12 protein-coding genes are annotated in these 19,265 nt (G+C 66.0%); 3 read left to right on the forward strand and 9 right to left on the reverse strand.

What is annotated here, in order from left to right; genetic code table 11:
• Window positions 1-31: 31 nt before the first annotated feature.
• The 5 genes from IVB07_RS01295 to IVB07_RS01315 form a co-directional block, all read right to left on the reverse strand.
• Entirely contained in the window at window positions 32-1,237 is a 1,206-nt protein-coding gene (locus IVB07_RS01295) for an NAD(P)/FAD-dependent oxidoreductase (protein WP_018456606.1), read from the reverse strand.
• A 103-nt stretch (window positions 1,238-1,340) separates the two neighbouring features.
• The gene (locus IVB07_RS01300; RefSeq protein WP_018456605.1) at window positions 1,341-1,628 is read right to left on the reverse strand and encodes a hypothetical protein; all 288 of its coding nucleotides are present in this window, start codon (window positions 1,626-1,628) and stop codon (window positions 1,341-1,343) included.
• 98 nt (window positions 1,629-1,726) lie between these two features.
• A complete protein-coding gene (locus IVB07_RS01305; RefSeq protein WP_162496292.1) occupies window positions 1,727-2,686 on the reverse strand; it encodes an AraC family transcriptional regulator in 960 nt (319 codons plus the stop codon).
• A gap of 212 nt (window positions 2,687-2,898) precedes the next feature.
• Entirely contained in the window at window positions 2,899-5,562 is a 2,664-nt protein-coding gene (locus tag IVB07_RS01310; RefSeq protein WP_247360637.1) for an EAL domain-containing protein, read from the reverse strand.
• Between the two features lie 137 nt (window positions 5,563-5,699).
• Complete coding sequence (locus IVB07_RS01315) at window positions 5,700-6,386, reverse strand: hypothetical protein (RefSeq protein WP_026233205.1); 687 nt, start codon at window positions 6,384-6,386, stop codon at window positions 5,700-5,702.
• A 186-nt stretch (window positions 6,387-6,572) separates the two neighbouring features.
• On the opposite strand from IVB07_RS01315, the gene IVB07_RS01320 reads away from it, so the two are divergent.
• Window positions 6,573-7,601, forward strand: coding sequence for a LysM peptidoglycan-binding domain-containing protein (locus tag IVB07_RS01320; protein WP_018456601.1), 1,029 nt, complete (start codon window positions 6,573-6,575; stop codon window positions 7,599-7,601).
• Window positions 7,602-7,743: 142 nt separating this feature from the next.
• A complete protein-coding gene (locus IVB07_RS01325; RefSeq protein ID WP_247767443.1) occupies window positions 7,744-9,033 on the forward strand; it encodes a Spy/CpxP family protein refolding chaperone in 1,290 nt (429 codons plus the stop codon).
• Window positions 9,034-9,135: 102 nt separating this feature from the next.
• Here IVB07_RS01325 and IVB07_RS01330 read toward each other — a convergent pair whose 3' ends face one another.
• Window positions 9,136-11,583, reverse strand: coding sequence for an adenylate/guanylate cyclase domain-containing protein (locus tag IVB07_RS01330; RefSeq protein ID WP_247767444.1), 2,448 nt, complete (start codon window positions 11,581-11,583; stop codon window positions 9,136-9,138).
• Window positions 11,584-11,867: 284 nt separating this feature from the next.
• Window positions 11,868-13,937: an AsmA family protein gene (locus IVB07_RS01335; protein ID WP_026233203.1), complete on the reverse strand. Its 2,070-nt coding sequence runs from the start codon at window positions 13,935-13,937 to the stop codon at window positions 11,868-11,870.
• A gap of 235 nt (window positions 13,938-14,172) precedes the next feature.
• Here IVB07_RS01335 and IVB07_RS01340 point away from each other — a divergent pair, with 235 nt between their 5' ends.
• Window positions 14,173-14,847, forward strand: coding sequence for a Crp/Fnr family transcriptional regulator (locus tag IVB07_RS01340; RefSeq protein ID WP_018456597.1), 675 nt, complete (start codon window positions 14,173-14,175; stop codon window positions 14,845-14,847).
• A 201-nt stretch (window positions 14,848-15,048) separates the two neighbouring features.
• Here the strand turns inward: IVB07_RS01340 and IVB07_RS01345 are convergent, their stop codons facing one another.
• Together IVB07_RS01345 and IVB07_RS01350 are read right to left on the reverse strand one after the other, a co-directional pair.
• Window positions 15,049-18,198, reverse strand: coding sequence for an efflux RND transporter permease subunit (locus tag IVB07_RS01345; RefSeq protein WP_018456596.1), 3,150 nt, complete (start codon window positions 18,196-18,198; stop codon window positions 15,049-15,051).
• The gene (locus tag IVB07_RS01350; protein WP_247767445.1) at window positions 18,198-19,127 is read right to left on the reverse strand and encodes an efflux RND transporter periplasmic adaptor subunit; all 930 of its coding nucleotides are present in this window, start codon (window positions 19,125-19,127) and stop codon (window positions 18,198-18,200) included. The genes IVB07_RS01345 and IVB07_RS01350 overlap by 1 nt, the downstream gene beginning before the upstream one ends.
• Window positions 19,128-19,265 lie beyond the last annotated feature (138 nt).

Below are 19,265 nucleotides of genomic sequence, written 5' to 3' on the forward strand. Positions count from 1 at the left end.
GCGGGAGCGCGGCCATCATCACGTGAGGCGTCTAGACTTCGGTCACGCGTTCCGGATCGGCCGACGCGAGCGCCAGGGCGCGCTCCGCCTTCGGCGGATAGATCCAGACGGTGTTGATCTCACGCTTGGTCTTCTTGGCGACATCGCCGACCAGCTCGACCTTGCGCTCCCAGCCGCGTGTGAACAGCGCGCCGGCTTCGCCGAGGTCGAGGCAGGTGACGTAGGCCTTCTGGTGGTAGGGCCTGGTCGGAACGCCGAGCAATTCGGCCGCGGCATTGTTGCCGGCAAAGGCGCCCATCCGCGTGGCGTGCTGGCACGACATCAGTGCGTAATTGCCCTCGTCGTCGCAGGCGGCGCGTGCCGCGTCGCCGGCCGCGAAGACACCCTGCACGCTTGGCACCTGCAAGCAGCGATCGACCAGCAACCGTCCGAAATTGTCGCGCTCGGCGGGAATCTGCGCGGTCAGCGGCGCTGCACGAATGCCCGCCGCCCAAATCACCGTCTCGGTTTCAATGTGCTCACCGCTGGACAAGGTGACGCCGGTGTCGTCAAGCGCGGCGACGCCGGCGCCGAGCCGTGTCTCTACGCCAACCTTGCGCAAGGCTTCCTCGATGACGGGGCGGGCGCCTGCACCCATGTCGGGTGCGATCGCAGTGTTGCGATCGACGATGACGACGCGAGTCTTGGCATCGGGGCCCAGGATTTCGCGCAGCCGCGTCGGCATTTCGGTGGCCGCCTCGATCCCGGTGAAGCCGCCGCCAGCGACGACGACCGTGTCGCGTCCGTTCGCGGCGGGCCGCTCCGCGAGGCCATGCAGATGCTTGTCGAGCGCTACGGCATCGTCGAGCGAATCGACGCTGAAGCCGTGCTCGGCGAGGCCCGGAATGTTCGGACGGAATAGCCGGCTGCCGGTGGTCACGACGAGGCGGTCGTAGGACAGCGTCTTTCGCGGGCCCTTCGCGGGCGTGATCTGCACCGTTCTGGCCTCGGTGTTGATCGTCTCGGCGCTGCCCTGGATGTAGTCGACGTCGATCGCCTCGAGGACGTCGACCAGCGGGGCCGTCACGGTTTCCGGCTTCGACTCGTAGAGCCGCGGACGGACCACCAGCGTCGGCTCCGGTGAAACGAGCGCGATCTGCAGATCTTGCGGCGAGGCGCCCCGGATGTCGCGCAGCCGGGCTGCGGAAAGCGCGGCGTACATGCCGGCGAAGCCGGCCCCGATGATGACGAGTCGCATGGGTTTTCTCCTTGGTTGCTGTTCGAAAGACCGCGCGCGACCGCGCTGCTGCGTTGAGAACAGCGTCCGGCGTCGGCGCGTGGGGTGGGTTGGATCGCTGGCCTCAGGGCGCGATGCAGCGTGCCTGCAGATTCGGCGGCCGGCCGTAACCTAAGACGACGGGCTGAAGCTCACTTCGACTCCAGTCCTGATAGGGAAGGCCGGCGCCATTTCGGATCATGATGGAAACGGGCGGTTGTGCCGGGTGCATGGTGTAAGCCGGAATTTCCACTTCCTCGCCCGTCGCCGACGTGAAGCGAACGGCCAGCGAGAGTCCGTACAGGGTTGCGGTCGCGAGGCTTCGGCGGCGTGAGGCAATCAGCCGTCGGCTGACGAAGTTTTTCCAGGTCATCTTTGGTCTCCCTCGATTGGTCTGGACATGGAGATGATGTAGCTGACCCGATTTGCCGTTGCCCCAGCGCGATTGCCGTCGCTGTCGAGAGATTGCTGCTAACGCATACGCCTGCGCCAATCGCTCGGCGTCTCGCCCGTCAGCTTCTTGAATGCTGCGGCGAAGGCCGTTTGCGAGGAGTAACCAAGCGCCGCGGCGACCGAGACGATCGATTCGTCGCTCTCCCGCAAGATGTTCATGGCCTGCTCGAGCCGGTGCTGACGCAGCCAGGCATGCGGCGATAGCCCGGTGCTCTCCTTGAAGGACCGGCAGAAATGGAAGCGCGACAGTCCGGCATCGGACGCCAGCGCATCGAGCGAGACATCCGCTTCGCTATCGCAGCGCAATCGTTCGATCGCACGGAGCAGGACCTTCGGCGCCAGCCCGCCCATGGTCGGCTGGAACGTGGTTGGCGAGCCTGCATGCGCAGCCAAAAGGCGCGTGGCCAGAAGATCCGTGAGCTGATGCCGGAACAGCGCATCAAGGACGCCATGGCCCCCCAGCGAATCCGCGGCGCTCAGGAGCAGTCGGGACGTGATGGTGTCGGGATGCGCCGTTCGCTCAATCAATTCGGCGGTCCCGGCGGTCCCGGCCTCGCCAGCGACGCGCTGCAGCGTTGCGTCGGGAAGGTAAAGCTGCACGACGTCGACGGGCTTCGGAATGTCCCATCGGGAGCTCGACCCTTCCGGAACGATGTTCACGACCCCCGGACGAAACGTGCCGATCGCGATCGATTTTCCCGAGCGCCGCTCCATGCGCTGCATCACGCCTTTATGCGCCATGATCACGTGGTGGCGCATGGGCTCGACGACGTCGTGCAGCGCATCATGTTTCCAATGCGCGATCCCCGCGCCGGAGGAGTCCAAGGCCATGCGAAACGGCTCGGTTCTGAGCACGCGCGCCATCTCCGCGTCGGCGGCGCGCCGCTCGGACGTCGAGCGATCGTCAGGCTGTACGTCGGGTGCGGGCGGCAAGCCCTTGTGCGAGGGATTGCGCATGAGTGCAGTGTTCCCGGTCATGATGTGGCTCCTGCTGATCAGCTCGGGCTTTCGATCAGTCGTCCGTATTTGTACGGAACGGCGCGTGTTCTAGGCGCCGTGGCTGCCGGGCGTATTTCCTGAACCCGCCATGTTTTGTCCGATCCTGCTCCAAGCCGGCCGGCGCTTTCGCGAACGCACGGCGGGCGGGAGTGGACAGAGATGTTGATGACAAAGCGTGCGGCAGTGCGCCGCTAGGCCGCGGCCGCCTGCGCCGACAACAGCTGCTTCAGTTTCGCGGCCGGCACGGCCGGGCTGAACAGCCAGCCCTGCATCTGGCTGCATCCGAGCTGGAGCAGCACCGCGCGCTGCGCTTCGGTCTCGACGCCTTCCGCGGTCGTCGCCATGTGACGGGCGGCGGCCATGTGCACCACCGCCTGCACGATCGGCGAGGAATCTTCCGACTGACCGATGTCGCTGATGAAGCTGCGGTCGATCTTGATCTTGTCGAACGGGAAACGATGCAAATAGCTCAGCGACGAATAACCAGTGCCGAAATCGTCGAGCGCGATGCGCACGCCGAGCTCGCGCAGCTGCTGCAGGATCGTCAGCGCCTCCTGGTCGTCGCGGATCAGGACCGTCTCGGTGATCTCGAGCTCGAGCCGTCCGGGCGCGAGACCCGACTCGGCGAGTGCGGCTGCGACCTTCAGCGCCAGCGTCCGCGAGCGGAACTGCACCGGTGAGACGTTGACCGCGATGTGGATGTCGCCGGGCCAGGAGGCCGCCTCGAGGCAGGCCTGCCTCAGCACCCATTCGCCGATCTCGCCGATCAATCCGGTCTCTTCCGCAACCGGGATGAAGTCGGCGGGCGAGACCATGCCGCGTTCCGGATGGTGCCAGCGCAGCAGCGCTTCGCAGCCGGTGACGACATTGGCCGCGAGATCGACCAGCGGCTGGTAGTGCACCTCGAACTCGCCGCGGGCCAGCGCCTGCCGCAGATCGAACTCGAGCTGGCGGCGCAGCCGCGCCTTGGCGTCGTGTTCGGGCGCGAAGATACGGAACGTGCGGCGGCCCTCGGATTTCGCCGCATACATCGCGAGATCGGCGCGCTTGAGCAGATCGTCGAGATTGTCGCCGTGGTCGGGGGCGATCGCGATGCCGATGCTGGCATCGGTCGGGATTTCCTGGCCGTTGCAGTCCACGGGGGCGCGCAGCGCCTTCAGGATCTGCTCGGCGAGGGCGGTCAGTTCGGCCTCGTCGCGGCTGCCGGCCTTGACGATGGCGAATTCGTCGCCGCCCAGCCGTGCGACCATGTCGCTGCCGCTGACGCAGGCGCGCAGGCGGTTCGCGACCTGGCGCAGCAGCTCGTCGCCGACCTCGTGGCCCAGCGAATCGTTGACGCCCTTGAACTCGTCGACGTCGATATAGAGGATCGCGAACGGCTTGCCCTGGGCAAGCTCGGCGACGCGCCGCTCCAGATGGCCGCGCATCAGCACGCGGTTGGGCAGGTCGGTGAGGGCGTCGTAATGCGCCATATGCGCGATGCGCTCGTCGGCGCGGATGCGCTCGGTGACGTCGTCATGGGTCGCGAGCCAGCCGCCGCCGGCGCCGGGCTGGTTCTTGATCTCGATCAGGCGGCCATCGGAGGTCTCGACTATCGCGCTGTGGGTCTGGCCGACGCTGCCCAGAATGCCGTCGCAATAGGAATCGACGTCGCCGTCGAACGAGCCGGTGTCATGGCGATGCTGAATCACGTCGCGGAAATACGCGCCGGGCTTCACCAATTCGGCCGACAGCCCGTACATCTCGATGTAGCGGCGGTTGCAGACGATCAGCCGCTGGTCCTGGTCGAACATCAGCAAGCCCTGCGTCATCGTGTTCATCGCGGTGTCGAGCTGCTGCTTCTCCACGGCGAGCCGGCGCGTCATCTGGCGGAAGATGGAATAAAGCGTCAGCACGAGCAGGCCGATCGACAGCACGGCGACGGTCACGAAGAATTTGGTCTGCGTGTGCCATGTTGCCAGCGTCGCATCCAGCGACTTGGTCGCAACCACCACCAGCGGCTCGCCGGTCAGGAGGCGTGCGGCGACGATGCGATCCTTGCCGTCGATCGGGCTTGCGAGCTGGGTCGTGACGAAGGTGCGCTCGAACACCGCCATCTGCTCGCGCGTGCCGTTGCGGAAATTCTGCCCGATCATCGCCTCCACATGCGGAATGCGCGCCAGCAGCTGGCCGTTCTGGTGGTGCATCGCGATCGAGGAATCCTCGCCGAGCCCGCTCGAGGCGAAGAAGGATTCGAGCTGGTCGGGCGTGATCGCGCGCGAGACCAGCCCAAGGAATTCGCCGTGGGGACCGGAGACGCGGCGCGCGAACACGATCGCCGGTCCGCTGCCCAACCGTCCCGGCACGACCTCGATCTCTTCCTGCGACGCCGGATCGTTCTTGAGGCGATTGAAATAGCCGCGGTCGGCAACTGAAACATCGGCGGCCGGCCAGCGCCGCGACGAGTTGATCAGCACGCCCTTGGCGTCGAACACGTTGGCGCCGGCGACGTCCGACCAGCCGCTGGCTTTGGCGCGCAGCGCCTCGTGCACAGCGAGCGTGCCCATCTCGCTGCGGAAGACGTCGGCGGAGTCGATACCATGGCTTTCGAGCTCGGCGATGATGCTCTTCTGCAGCACCGCGAAGTCCTCGAACTCGCGGTCGAAATGGCGCGCGAGCAACCGGACCGCGCTCTCCACGCTGTCGCGGCCGCTTTCGATCGCATTCTGCCGGAAGCGGTCGACGGTGAGCGCGGTGCCGATCGCCATTGCGGCCATCAGCACGAAGCCCCCTGCGATCAGCCATGTCAGCGGCGCGCCGCGCCAACGGCGCAGCAACGCGCGCATGCGCGCGCTCCATCGGATCGATGTGCCCATGCAGCCCTCCCGTGGGATGCAAGATGCGGCAAAACCGACAAGACCACGTTACCAGTGAGGGTTAGGAAAACATGAATCGGAATGGAATCAGAGGGTTGGTTCCATCGCTTGTCTGAAGGTGCGGGGCCATGGTTCCCTCAGCGTCGGATTTCCCATCGCAACGCTTCCGCATTGGTCTTGGCGAACATCGCCGGCACGTCGAAGGTCCCGGTCTTGAGATCATAGCGGCAGCGCCAGTCGGCCAATCCCTTCACGGCGACGTTCTTCGGGTGCTTGTCCATTTCGCCCGAGATCACAAGGTAACGGTTGTCCGGCCAGTGCACGCCAAGCCCGCGATAGGCCTCTTCGGTGCCTTTCACGAGATTGGCCGAGATGTGGTAGTCGAGCTTCATCTTCCCCGTGTCCGGCCGGCTGTGGAAATAGGCCCAGGCCAGATCGCTGAACGAGGTCTTCGTCACGCTGACGAAGGCGCCTTTGTCGACATGGTAGAGATAGAGGTCCTGCTCGCCGGAGCCGGTCTTCTGCATCCGCACCAGCCATTGCGAGTCGGGGGTGAAGCGGAAGCCGGCGCCGTAGCCCTGCTCGGGCTTCAGCTCCGTCATCTGGTCGCCACGCCTCGCCCAGGCCTGCCATTTGACGTCGAAATCTCCGCTGTCCTTCATGTACTGCTCGATCTTGGTGGCTTTGTCGGGCGAGGTGAAGGCTAGATCGGCATCGTCAGTGAGAGCGAAGCCAGACGGCGGGCCGGAAGCGGCGAGCGCCGGAGTTGCGGCCAGGATGAGGGCAACCACCAGCCATTGTGCGGGACGGCAAAATGCGGTCACGGAAAAAATTCCTCAAGAAAAATGCCGCGATGCGGCCTCGATCATTTGACGCCGGCGGGGGTGCGCCGGTTCATCCCGGCGTGCCGGCGCATCATCCCATCGACCGTCTTGCTGCCGTGGCCAAAACGGCGCACCTTGCCGGCTCGATTGATTTGCTAGGTTCTTCCTGATCAAGGTTCGTTTCCGATGGTGACCGCGACCAAGGCCTTCATTGCATTCTGTCTGCTCGCGGTGGGCGGCACCGTGCTGGTGATCGGCCCCACCGAGCTGCGTCGCATGCTGCCGATCGGGGCCAAGACCGATTCCGTGGTCGCCGCCAAGCCGGAGGCCAAGGTCGAACAGAAGGTCGAACCCAAGCCGGAACTCAAGCCGGAACTCAAGCCGGAAGAGCCCAAGCTGGCCGCAAGCGCGCCGCCGGTGCCGGCCGCGTCCCCCGCTGAAACGAAGGCGGGTGCGCTGGCCGAGACGCAAAAGCAGGTCACGGCCGCGCTTGCCGATCTTGCACCGGTCAAGCCGCCGCCGGCGATTGCGGATACCGGCCCCCGCTTCGACGTTGCACGCGTCGACGATCACGGCGAGGCGGCGGTGATCGCGGGCCGGGCGACGCCGGGTGCCAAGGTCGAGCTGCTGCGCGACGGCAAGCCGATCGACACAGTCGTGGCGGATGCGTCGGGCCAATTCGTGATGACGCCGCCGCAGCTTCCCGCCGGTTCCTACGAGCTGACCTTGCGGGCGAAATCGCCTGACGGCACCGTCACGCAATCCGGCCGCAGCATGCCGGTCGTCATCGCCGAAGCCGCACCGCCGCCCGCTCGCCCTGCACCGGTCGCGCGGCAAGAGGCGAAACAAGAGGCGAAGGCCGAGAAGCCCGACGACAAGTCGGATGTCGTGGCATCGGTGTCGGACAGGCCCGCAGCCCGGCCGAGATTGATGGGCGCACCGAAACCGAAGGGCGGATCGGGGGTCATGGCGCGGGCGCCCGCGGCCACGACCGTTGCATCGGCCTCGCCGGCGGACGCCGTCAGCGGAGCAGCGGCGGAAACAGGCGGCAGCCGGGTGATCTCTCGCGGCGACAGCCTGTGGGCGCTCAGCCGGCTCGCTTACGGCGACGGCGCCCGCTTTGCGGTGATCTACAACGCCAACCGCGCCAAGATCCACAATCCCAATTTGATCTATCCCGGCCAAACCTTCGTGCTGCCGCAAAAGGCGGAGTAACACCGCATCGGCTCTGCCGGGGCGCGTTGCGACGCTTTGCCCTGTACGCTTCCGGAACATTTGGTTCCCTCGCGCGTCATGGTGATGCGACGCGATGTGCGCTTGGCGCCGGAGGAGGGCCAAGGTGGACAGGTCAGTGGTCATGTCGAGATCACGCTTGGCACTCAGGCCAAGGCTGGGGCTGGCGCTATCAGGCGTAACCCTCGTGATTCTGGCCGTGCTGTTGCCAGGTCGCGCCGAGGCGCAGTTCGGCTTCCGCGGCGGCCCGCTCGGTGTTGCGCGCTTTGCCGTCGGCCACATGATCGGCATGTCTCGCTTGCGCCATGCCCGCATGGCGGTGCGGGGCAGCCGATACCGCTCCGCAGCGTTGAGGTCGCAAGATCCTCGCGGCGCAGAGCGCGGCCAGCCTGCGAATCCATACGTGCTCCGTGCGGCGATGACCGCGCAAGCTGCGCTGTCGGGCTGGCGTGGCGGCCGTCGTCCGCAGGGCTGGTGGCGCCATCCCGACGGCAGCTACGGCTGGGTCGGCCCGGTGTTCTGGCCATTCGCGCATGACGATCTCACCACCGCGATCATCCTCGGCGATACGACCAGCCTCTCGCTCTACGGCTATGGCGACATCTATGCCGCGATCTTCGCGCCCTATGCGGCCACCGAGCTTGCGGCCTACACCACGCCGCAGGGCCGGCGCGGACGGCGGGTCCCGACCGCAGAGACTGTCTGCGATGCCAGCGACACCGGCGGCCTGCCGGTCGATCGCATCGCCGCTGCCGTGCAGCCGAATGAATTGCAGCGCACAGCGCTCGACGAGCTCGCCACCGCGTGGGCATCCGCGCGCGACACCATCCGCGCCGCCTGTCCGACGCAGGTCCCCGCGATGGCCATCGAGCGCCTCGGCCTGATGCGCGAGCGCATCGAGGCCATGATCAAGGCAACGGACGCCGTCGCACCTTCGCTCGCAAAATTCCTCGACCTCCTCGACGACGACCAGAAGGCCAAGCTCGATGGCCTGGCCAAGGAGCGCCGCGCCGCGCTCGCGTCGATCCAGCAAAAGAATCCCGAGGCGGCGTCGGCCTGCCAGGCGGACAGCGATCCCCGCTACGACGAGAAGCTGCAGCGCCAATACGAGCAGCTCGTGCAGCAGCAATGGCCCGCGGCCGAGATCGCCTCCACGCTCAAGCTCGAGGACACCGCCCGCGCCCGCCTCGACGTGCTCCAGGACACCACACTGCGCACCATGGAAACGCTCAGCGCCTGTCCGTCACAGGCCCCACCGACACCACAGGCACGCCTCACCGCCGTGAAGGCGCGGCTGCAGACGATGCTGCAAGCGGTGAACGGCGTCAGTGACGCGCTCGACGATTTCGAAGCTGACTTAAGCGACGAGCAGAAGGCCGGCTTCGAGGCGATCGGGCCGAAGCGCGGGGTGTGATCAACCGCACCGCCTCCAGCCAATTCCGTGCCCGCGTAAGTCATTGATCTTGCAGGCCCCTGCTACTGTGCATGGGGTTGTTTTCGCAGTTTTTTGTTGTGGCTACCCTCTTCGCCTTGCCGCGGCGGCATCCACCACGCTCTCCACCTCCTCGCGCCACGACAGGATCTCCATCGCGAGCACGGGGTGGTTGAAGCCCTTGAGCACGAGATCGTCGAGCGCGCGGGCTTCGACCCAAGGCTCGACCATGCCGTAGACGCGGCGGCTGACGACGACCTGGCCGGCCTTGGCTTCGTCGCAGAGGCGGGAGGAGAGATTGGTGACGCTGCCGATCGCGGCATATTCCAGCCGCTGCTCGAAGCCGATCTGGCCGAGCGTGGCGTAGCCCATGGCGACGCCGACGCCGAAGCCGAGCGAGTGGCCGCGGTTCTTCCATTTCTCGGTCAGCTTGCCGATCGTGTCGCGCATCTCGACCGCCATCTTCACGGCGCGCTTGGTATGGTCGGCGAACTGAATCGGCGCATTGAACAGGATCATCACGCCGTCGCCGGCAAAGCGGTCGAGCGTGCCTTCATAGCGGTGGATCAGCTCGCCGAGCGCGGCGTGATATTCGCGCAGCACGTTCATCGCCTCTTCCGGCTCGGTCGCCTCGGTGAACGAGGTGAAGCCGCGCAAATCGCAGAACACGACGGTGACCTCGCGGCGATGGCTGTCGAGCAGCGCATCGTGGCCGTCGGACGAGGCGATCAGTTGCGCGACTTGCGGCGCGAGGAAACGTTCGAGCCGCTTGATGCGGCCGATCTCCCCCAACTGCTTCTCGACCCGCTCTTCCAGCGAGCGATTCCAGTTGCGCAGCTGCTCGGTCTGCTCCTGGAGCTTTGCGGCCTGCTGCTGCACGGTTTCGTGCGCAGCCGCGAGTTCGCGGCCCTTGTGGTCGACCTCGGTGAACAGCCGCGCATTGCGCATCGCCAGCACGGCCTGGTTGGCGAACGTGCGCATCAGGCCGATGATGCTGGCGGCGAACTCGCCGCTGGCGCGGCGCAGCACCACCAGCGAGCCGAGCGTGCCCTGCTGGTCCACCAGCGGCACCACCAGCACCGAATGGAAGCCGGCCTCGACCGCGACGTCGCGCAGCGGCTGCTCGGAGGCCTGGTCGAGATCGGCGATCGCGATCGGTTCGCCGCTCCCGGCCGCATCGCTCAGGATATCCTGGCCTTCGTCGATGGTGACATGGGCGCCGTCGGCGGATTTGTCGATGCCGTTGGCCTCGACCAGATTGAAGCGGCGCATCTCAGCGTCATAGCCGTAGATCAGCACCGCATCGGCATGGGTGATCTCGATCGCGCGCGCCGCGATCGTCGGCAGCACGGCGTTGAGATCGAGCGAGGCGGCGACCGCGCGGCCGACCTCTTCCAGCACCTTGAGCTCGTTGATCGACTGCGCGAGATCGCGGGTGCGCTCCTCGACCTTGGTCTCCAGGTCCGAATAGGTCTCCTGGATCTGGTCGGCCATGCGGTTGAACTGGCCGGCGAGATCTTCCAGCTCGTCCGCGGTGTGCACCTCGATGCGATGGCTGAAATCGCCTTCGCCGAGCTTGTGCGCGCCGTCGCGCAGCGCCGTGATCGGAATGATCATGCGGCGCGCCAGAAGCGTGCCGGCAAGGATTGCGACCAGCAGGCCCATGCCGATCAAAAGCGCAATGCGCATCAGCTGGTCGCGGATCGGCATCAAGGCCTGCGTGGCCGGCTGCTCGAACATCACGCTCCAGCCGAGCTTCGGCACGGTGCTCGCGGCGCTCATCACCGCATGGCCGTTGAAGTCGGTGCCCGAATTGTCGGGCTCGTGGCCCGGTGCGACCGCGGCCGCAACCTGCGGCAGCTTCGACAAATCCTTACCGATCTCGGGGCCTTTCGAGGACGTCGCCAGCACGCGGCCGCGCGGATCAACCACATAGGCGAAGGCGGCTTTGCCGACCTGGGCGTCGATGAGGTACTCGGAGAGAAAGCTGAGGTCGAGCTCGGCCACGGTGACGCCGGCGTTGAAACCGGAATGCGCCACCGAGATCGACATGAACGGCGTCCGGTCGGAGAACCAGGCCGGCGCGTAGCTGACGCCGCGGGCGACGGTGTCGGTGAAGCGCATGTCGCGGGAGAGGTCGGCATTGCTGCCGGTCGTGGTCGACTGGCGCGAGACGCGCAGCACCTCGCGGCCGTCGCCGTTGAGCTGGAACAGCTGAGTGACGACCGAGACCTGGTGCAGCAGTTGGGCGTAGTCGGCGCGGCGCTTCTCGAGTGTGTCCTGGCTCGCCCGCGTCACCCAGCTGATCTGGCGCTCGAGTTCCGAGATCGACTGCTCGATCCGCCGCGCGGCAGCCTGCGCCTTGTCCTCGAGACCGTCGGTCAGCTGTGTCTTGGTGGCGCGGTAGGAGATCCAGCTCTCCATCGCGCCGTTGACGGCAAGCACGAACACGACGAGGCCGACGAGAGAGACGACGTATTTGGCGAACAGGCCCTCGCGCAGAAACCGTGTCTTGTCGTTCGCTCCTGCCATCCCGATCCTCTCGCGCCGCCATCGGCGCCGGCGCTACGGGCCGCACGGACCCTGCGAGCCTTCTAGCACAATTTGGTCCCAGGGGACTGTGAAGGGACTGGTCAAGGGACGGCCGAGCACCCGGCGTGGTTACCGGCCTCGGTTACTCCCTTGGATGCTGGCAGGCGGAAGCATGGTGAATTGTCGCAGTCTCATCCGTTTGGAGGAAGCCGCGGCCGGGGACGCCGATGTAAGGGGATCGCCTTGGCAAGGGAGGGCTGGAGTCCAGCGCTTTGGTCCTGCAATCATCGATTAAAGAGCTGCCGCAGCACGTCGTTCATCGGCTGGCTGTCCTGCTGCGCCGCCGGCGGGTCCTCCAGGGCGGGGGACGCCGGCGAGGCTTGCGGCATCAGTGCGGATGGCGCTGCAGGCAGGCTGCGGCTGCGGCCGGTGGCAGTCCCGGTCCCGGTGCCGTTTCCCGCGCCACCGGAAAGTCCCTGCTGGATCAGATTGCCGAGCGCCTCCCCCAGGGGGCCGCCGAGCAAATTGTTCTGTCCGGCGGGCTGCTGGCTTTGCGGATTGGCAGTGCCGGCGGCATTACCGCCACCCGGCGCGGTGGCTCCCCCGAGACCAAGGCTGCCCAAAATATTGCCGAGCCCGGCCCCATCAGCGCCGAACAGCCCCCTGCCCATCTCGCGCAGCTTGGCATAGGCGGCGTCCGGATTGTCCAGCATGCCGGCCATGTCGGGATAGATTCGCGGCTGCGACCAGGTGCCCTGGATCATCACGGGAATGCCGAAGCCGACCGGCTCGGCGGCGCGGCCCTGGCCTTCGGTCGTCATCACCAGTTTCGGCTCGACGCGAAAGCCCATCATCTTGGTGTCGAGTGCGATCGTGCCGGCACCGGTCACGCGGACGAGCGGTCCGGTCAAGTTGAGATCGGTGGTCACCGCCTGGCCCTTGTCGATCCGGAACGACGCCGAGAGCTGCGACAAATCCGTGCTCTGCTCCCGACTGCTGTCTCCGTTTTCCTGCCAGCCGGACAGCGTGCCCGATGTCAGCGAGCGGATCATCTGTGCGACGTTGATGCCGCGAATGGCGCCGTCCTGGAAATTGACGAAGGCCGTGCCCTGCATGTTCGCCATCAGCGCGCGCTGGCTGCTGCCGGCGCTGCGCAGCGCGAGCTTGGCCTGCAGCTTGCCGTCGATCCGGTCGAATTCGGCGAGGCCCTGCAGCAGCGGCAGCGCGCGCACGCCGGCGAGGTCGGAATGCATGGCAAAGCTCGGCGCGCCGCTGGTCGCATCCAGGATCAATTCGCCCGTAACCTGGCCGCCATAGGCGCCGAGATTGGCGGTGCCGGCCTTCAGCACGCCGCCGGCGAGTTTTGCATCGACCGCCAGCGGCGCGAGGCGTGCCTCGCCGATCACCGCCTCATGCGCGGAGATCCTGATCTGCGCATCGACATAGTTGAGCCCGGAGACGTCGATCGGCGCATCGCTCCAGGGCTGCCCGGACGCGCCTTCCGGCGATTTCGCCAGCGGGATCGCGAGCCGCTGGAAGTCGAGATCGAGCTTGACGAGAGGCTTGCTCGCGATATCGACCGAGGCCCAGCCATTGAACGCGCCATCGCCGAGCGTGCCATTCAGGCCGTTGATCATCACGACATCGCCGCTCAGCCGCATCTCGGCATGGCCCGCGAGCCGGGACTTCAGCACGTCCGGCATGTCGATGGCGAAATCCACCGGAATGGTCGGTCGGTCGGCCGGCGGCGCTGGCGTGGTCGCCTTGATGTCGAATTTGGTCGGATGCTCGCCGACCCGTGCGGTGCCGGTGATGTTGAACTTGCGGTCGCGGCCGACGATCGCATCGGCATTGACGGCGCTGATGCGGCTCTCGACGCGATCGCGCACGCGCGCGAATGCGATCTCGCCATCGGTGACCTTGATGCGATCGATGGCGGCGCCGTCGAGATCGAGCGCGACCGGCTTCGACGTGCCGCCGGCATTCGGCAGGCGCTCACGCAGCAGCGGCTGGTAGAGCACGGGATGGGTGACGACGAGCTCGCTGATCTTCGGGCGGCCCGACCAGACGCTTGAGAGCGACATGTCGGCCCGCACGCTGTCGATGGACAGGCGCGTGATGCCGCTGCGGTCCTTGGGGTCGGCAAGCGTGAGGTCGTTCAGCGTCACGTTCAGCGTCGGCCACAAACTGATTCTAGTGGTGCCGTCGACCGACAGGCGATAGCCGGTCGCGCTCTCGACACGCGAGGCAATCGTCGAACTCAGGAAGCCCGAGGGGATCCCGACCACCAGCAGGAGTGCGATCACGATGACGATTGCGGCCACCGCCGCGCCGGCGAATTTCACGGCTCTCATATCGACTTTCCAGCGGCGGACGATCGGCGTCGAATCCGGCACATGACCGTCATTTGCACCCGTCCTTGGCTCCTGAGTTTATCCCGGGACGGGAAGCGGCTCCAAGCACGTAAAAATAGTCTGGGGGTGCTGCAAAGTTATGTGACTTATGGCACACTTCCCGGGCGCGGTTTTACGCGATCTTGATGTTGATGGTTCCAAGCGATTTGCCAACGAAATTCACAAGGATATTGAAATGAGCAAGCAGGCCGAATTTGCGGTCATCCTCAAGATGAATGCGATGTTCGCCGATCTCGGCGCAGACGAACTCCAGCGGCTGGCGAATCTCTGCCACACCCAGCATCTGGGGAATGGCGAGGTGCTGTTCCAGAAGGGCGACCCAGGCGATGCGCTGTTCGGCGTGCGCCGAGGCCAGGTCCGTATCGAGACCGGCGCCTCCGACGGCAGCCGCCTGACGCTGAACTTCATGGGGCCCGGCGACCTGTTCGGCGAGGTTGCGGTGCTGGATGGCCAGAGCCGCACTGCGGACGCCACCGCGGGCGAAGCCAGCGAGCTGTTCGTGCTGCGGCGCGAAGACTTTCTCGCCTTCCTCGAACGCGAGCCGAAAGTCGGGATCAAGATCATCGCGCTGCTCTGCCAGCGCATCCGCTGGCAGAGCGAGCGCATGGAAGAGTCCATGCTCCAGCCGCTGCCGGTTCGCCTCGCGCGGCGCCTCTGCGCGCTCGCCGCCGATTTCGGCTCGGAGGTGCACATCTCGCAGGAGCAACTCGGCGTCTTCGTCGGCGCCGCCCGCGAGAGCGTCAACCGCCAGCTTCAGGCCTGGCGCAAGGAAGCGATCCTCGATCTCCAGCGCGGCCGCATCCTGCTGCGGAACATGACCAAGCTGACGGCGATCGCGCGCAACGAGTAGGGGGGCCGTTAGGCTGGGTCGCTATCGGGGCGAAGGAGTTCGTCAGAAGAGTCTCAACTCGCGACCCACGCTTTAACGACCTCGATCGGCACAGCACGACCGGTACGTCTGAATGCCTGGTAGCGAAGACGATCCTCCGCTATGTCGGGTTCTCGGATGGCGCTCGCTGAACTGCCTCGTGTGCTTGACGCTGGTGCACATCTACTCCGCCGCAGGGTGCACGATGTTCTTCGGCCGCGGCCTCGCTTCGGCCGGCGCAGCTCCGTGATGACTTGCGCCCTCCGCATCTTCGCTGTGCACGACCAGCCGCTTGGCGAAGCGCCAGATCAGGGCGCCGAGATCGTCCATCACCATGAACATCGCGGGCACGAACACCAGCGACAGGATGGTCGAGAAGATCAGGCCACCGATCACCGCGAGCGCCATCGGCGAGCGGAACTCGCCGCCCGCGCCGACCGCGAGCGCGCTGGGCATCATGCCCGCGGCCATCGCGATCGTGGTCATCACGATCGGGCGAGCGCGTTTCATGCCTGCGTCGATCATGGCTTCTTCGCGCGGTGTGCCGGCGTGAATGGATTCGATGGCGAATTCCACCAGCATGATCGCGTTCTTGGTGACGATACCCATCAGCATCAGGATGCCGATCCACACCGGTGTCGTGAGCTGCTTGCCGGTGATCAGCAGGGCCGCGATCGCGCCGCCGATCGAGAGCGGCAGCGAGAACAGAATGGTGATCGGCTGCAGGAAGGTGCCGAACAGCAGCACCAGAACGGCGTAGACCATCATCAGGCCCGCCGTGATCGCGGTGGCAAAGCCTTCGGACAGTTCGTTCAGGCTTTCGGCGTCGCCGGAGGGGGAGACCTTCACGCCCTTCGGTCGGCTCTTCATGACCGGCAGATCGTAGATCTTCTTGGTGGCGTCGCCGAGCGCGGCGGAGCCGACGAGATCGGCCGCGACGGTCGCCTGTCGCTCGCGATCGTAACGGTTGATGCTGGTCGGACCCTGGTCGAGCTTGACGTCGGCGATGACGGACAGCGGCACGCCGCCCTTCTCGCCGTGCTCGCCGAGCGGCACGCGCAACTGTTCGAGCGTCTTCAGATTGCCGCGCGCGGCATCCTCGAGCTGCACTCGGATCGGCACCAGACGGTCGCCAACGTCGAACTTGGCAAGCGCGGGGCCGACGTCGCCGATGGTGGCGACGCGGATGGTCTGCGATAGGCTTTCGGTCGAGACGCCGAGCCGTGCGGCGAGATCGGCGCGCGGTTCGACGCGCAGCTCGGGCCGCTCCAGCGTGGTTTCCGAGATCACGTTGGAGATGGTGGGAATCCGCTTCATCTGCGTCGCGAGTTCGCTGGCGACGTTGTTGACGATGTTGGCGTCTGCGCCGGTCACGACCAGCGAGATGGCGCGCAGGCCGTTCTCGTCGAGGAACCAGAAGCGGATGTCTGGAATGTTCTCCAGCTCCTGGCTGATCGAGAATTCGAGCTCGCGCTGGGTGATGTCGCGGCTGTCCTTGGGCGTGTAATTGATGATCAAGGCGGCGCGCCGGACTTCCTGGGTCCCCGGTGGAACGCGGCCGCCGTCGACGAAGATGCTCTTCACCTCGGGCCGCTTGCGCAGGCGCGCCACGATGTCTTCGGTGACTTTTTCGGTGTAGGCGAGCTGCGTGCCCGGCGGCAGCTCGAGCGCAACCAACGAGCGCGAGCTGTCCTGCGCCGGCAGGAAACCCTGCGGCAGCAGCGTAATGCTCCAGATCGAGGCGGCGAAGACGCCGAAGCCGACCAGCACCGTAATGAAATAGTGCTTCACCGACCAGGCCACGAGCCTGTGATAGGACCGCAGCACGCGGCCGGGCGGCGGCTCTTGGTGATTGCTATGTTTGAGGAAGTAGGCGGCGAGCACCGGCGTGACGAAGCGCGCCGCGAGCAGCGAGAAGAACACCTGTACCGAGACGGTGATGCCGAACTGCTTGAAGAACTGTCCGGCGATGCCCGACATGAAGCTCGCGGGCGCGAAGATTGCGATGATCGTCAGCGAGATCGCGATCACCGCGAGGCCGATCTCGTCGGCGGCTTCCAGGGCGGCACGATAGGGCGACTTGCCCATGTTCATGTGCCTGACGATGTTCTCGATCTCGACGATGGCGTCGTCGACCAGAATACCCGTCGACAGCGTGATGGCGAGGAAGCTGACGAGGTTGAGCGAGAAGCCGAGCAGGTCCATCGCCCAGAATGCCGGGAAGATCGACAACGGCAGCGAGATCGCGGCGATGATGGTGGCGCGCAGGTCGCGCAGGAACAACAGCACGATGACGACGGCGAGGATGGCGCCTTCGAACAGGGTCGAGATCGCCGCGTGGTAATTGCCATTGGTATATTCGACCGAGGTGTCGATCACCTTCAGGTCGACGTCGGGATAAGTGGCCTTGAGCGTGTCGATGCGCTTCTGCACGGCCTCGGCGACCTTCACGTCGCTGGCACCCTTGGAGCGCTTGATGCCGAGCGCGACGATCGGCTCGCCGTTGAAGCGGGCGAAGGTACGGCGGTCTGCGATGGTGTCGGTGACGGTGCCGAGATCGTCGAGCCGGACCTCGCCGCCGCCGAACAGCGGAATCATGGTGCCGGCGAGATCGCTCAGCGTCTTGGCGCCGGCGAGGGTGCGGATCGCCTGGTCGTTCTTGCCGATCTCGGCGCGGCCGCCGGCGACGTCGACATTGGTGCCGCGCAGGCTCTGGCTGACGTTGACGGCCGTCAGCCCCATCGACTGCAGGCGGTCGGGATCGAGCGAGACCAGGATCTCGCGCTCGACACCGCCGATGCGCTCGACCTGGGCGACGCCGCGCACGCCTTGCAGCGCGCGCTTGACCACGTCGTCGACGAAATAGGAGAGCTGCTCCGGCGTCTTGCCGGGCGAGATCGCGGCATAGGTGACGATCGGCAGGCCGATGACATCGACGCGCTGGATCAGCGGCTCGGTGACGTTCTGCGGCAGGTTCGAGCGCACGCGCGTCACCGCGTCCTTGACGTCGTTGAGCGCGCGGTCGGTGTTGGTTTCCAGCGCGAACTGGATTGTCGTCACCGACAGGCCGTCGGTGATCTGCGAGGTGATGTGCCTGACCCCTTCGACACCGGAGACGGCGTCTTCAACCGTCTTGGTGACCTGGGATTCGAGCTCGGCGGGTGCCGCGCCGAACTGCGATACCGCGACCGAGATCACGGGAATGTCGGCCGAGGGTAGCCGCGTCACCGCGAGCTTGGTGAAGGACACCCAGCCGAGGATCAGGAGGATGATGGAAAATACGACCGACGGCAGCGGATTGCGGATCGACCATGCCGAGATATTGAGAGCCATCAGCGTACCCGCGTGCGATCGAGTTCATCAGCGAACATGGTCTTGATCTGGTCGCCGTCATGCAGCGAAGAGCCGGCGTCGGCGACGACGATCTCGCCGACATTGAGGCCTTCCAGGATTTCCGTCGCGCTGTCCGAAGACAGCCCGACCCGTACCTTGCGCGTCTCGACAATGTTGCTCTTGACGACCTGCACGGTGAGATGGTCGATCGCGGTCTTGGGAACCGCGACGCCGCAGCTTCGCTTGGCGTCGATCGAGGCGCGGGCGAACACGCCGACTTTCAGCGAGGGATTGTTGGTGACGCTGATGCGCACGCGGCCGAGCTGGGTGGCGCGATCGATTTCGGGCGCGACTAGCCTGACCCGCCCGATCAAATCGGGCGCGTTGTCGCGGCTGATGCGCACGGTCGCGCCGGAGCTGAGCTTGGCCATGTGCACCGCGGGCACCTGCGCGTCCAGTTCGATCTCGTTGTTGACGGCGATACGGAACATCGGGCCGGCCTGCGGCGAGGCCGGCGCGCCGACGATGGTGCGGACCTCGGTGACGAGGCCCGGCGCAGAGGCCTTCAGCGAGACCGGACCTTGCGGGCCGGGCCGCGGCGGCTGGCCCGGAATCTGGGGCGGTGCGGTCAGGCGCGCCAGCTCCTGATTGTCGGTGACGAGGGTGCCTTCGGTGACGAAGAGGTCGGTGACCCTGGATCCCTCCTGGTCGGCGACGACCACGGCTTCGCGGCGCGGCACGAAGAAGCCGGTCACCCGGACCAGGTCGGAGAAGCAGGCATTGGTCGACTTGGTCACGATGACCAGCGCCTCGCTCGGCGTTTCCTTGGGCTCGGCGCGGTGCCGGTGCTCGAACAGATAATAGCCGACGCCGAGCGCGACGACGAAGATCACCGTTCCGGCTGGCTTGAGATATTGGGAGAGGTTCATTGCCGGATCGTCCTGGCCTGGCTCACGGCCATCCGCGCGCGGCCCATGGAGAGCGTTTCCCTGAAATAAAGCAGCGTCCCGCAAGGCTGCGGGACGCGCGCTGGGAGCGAGACTTTACACCACATCACGACTTGTCAC

It is taken from the genome of Bradyrhizobium sp. 172 (assembly GCF_023101065.1).
GTDB classification, from domain to species: domain Bacteria; phylum Pseudomonadota; class Alphaproteobacteria; order Rhizobiales; family Xanthobacteraceae; genus Bradyrhizobium; species Bradyrhizobium canariense_D.

Coding starts and splice junctions, on each gene's coding strand:
- IVB07_RS01295 (WP_018456606.1), bottom strand. CDS start 1,237: ATGCGACTCGTCATCATCGGGGCCGGCTTCGCCGGCATGTACGCCGCG.
- IVB07_RS01300 (WP_018456605.1), bottom strand. CDS start 1,628: ATGACCTGGAAAAACTTCGTCAGCCGACGGCTGATTGCCTCACGCCGC.
- IVB07_RS01305 (WP_162496292.1), bottom strand. CDS start 2,686: ATGACCGGGAACACTGCACTCATGCGCAATCCCTCGCACAAGGGCTTG.
- IVB07_RS01310 (WP_247360637.1), bottom strand. CDS start 5,562: ATGGGCACATCGATCCGATGGAGCGCGCGCATGCGCGCGTTGCTGCGC.
- IVB07_RS01320 (WP_018456601.1), top strand. CDS start 6,573: ATGGTGACCGCGACCAAGGCCTTCATTGCATTCTGTCTGCTCGCGGTG.
- IVB07_RS01325 (WP_247767443.1), top strand. CDS start 7,744: ATGTCGAGATCACGCTTGGCACTCAGGCCAAGGCTGGGGCTGGCGCTA.
- IVB07_RS01330 (WP_247767444.1), bottom strand. CDS start 11,583: ATGGCAGGAGCGAACGACAAGACACGGTTTCTGCGCGAGGGCCTGTTC.
- IVB07_RS01335 (WP_026233203.1), bottom strand. CDS start 13,937: ATGAGAGCCGTGAAATTCGCCGGCGCGGCGGTGGCCGCAATCGTCATC.
- IVB07_RS01340 (WP_018456597.1), top strand. CDS start 14,173: ATGAGCAAGCAGGCCGAATTTGCGGTCATCCTCAAGATGAATGCGATG.
- IVB07_RS01345 (WP_018456596.1), bottom strand. CDS start 18,198: ATGGCTCTCAATATCTCGGCATGGTCGATCCGCAATCCGCTGCCGTCG.
- IVB07_RS01350 (WP_247767445.1), bottom strand. CDS start 19,127: ATGAACCTCTCCCAATATCTCAAGCCAGCCGGAACGGTGATCTTCGTC.